Raw genomic sequence first — 453 nt, 5'->3', positions numbered from 1 at the left:
GCCGGAAGAACCGTTCAAACTCACTGAGCGGCACATCCTCAGTCGCGTCCGGGTTGAACGGGTAGCGGCCGGCCAGGTAGGTCTGGTACTGTCTGACGACGGTGTCGTGCCATTCGATTTCCAGCGAACTGATGGCTTCCTTCATCACCACCCGCCAGGCCTGTTCGGCCAGTTCGCCGACCCAGCGGTTGAGCGGTTCCGGCAGGTTTTTCGCCCGCTGCTGGACGTCGAAAATCGGGTCGTCGTTATGCTGTTCCAGCCGCTGCTGAACGGCGCTCAGGGCGGCTTTCCCCGGGACCGGCGCGTTCTGAATGCCCAGCAGGTAACGGTGCAGCGCCACCAGTTTCTGGTAAACCTCCTGTAAGGTACTGTTTTTGTCACCATACTCCACCAGCACCGCGGTTTCCGGCGCGAATTCCCGGTGAATACGCGCCCGCAGGCGGTAATCCGGGG

The 453-nt window shown here is 61.8% G+C and carries 1 pseudogene; it reads right to left on the bottom strand.

The features are described from left to right. Positions 1-453, bottom strand: a pseudogene (locus CKY02_RS23280) (type VI secretion system membrane subunit TssM); the annotation flags it as partial.

Origin of the sequence: Photorhabdus bodei, from assembly GCF_003287735.1 — a bacterium.
Classification (GTDB): Bacteria; Pseudomonadota; Gammaproteobacteria; order Enterobacterales; family Enterobacteriaceae; genus Photorhabdus; species Photorhabdus kayaii.
This window is presented reverse-complemented; position numbering and strand designations above follow the sequence as displayed.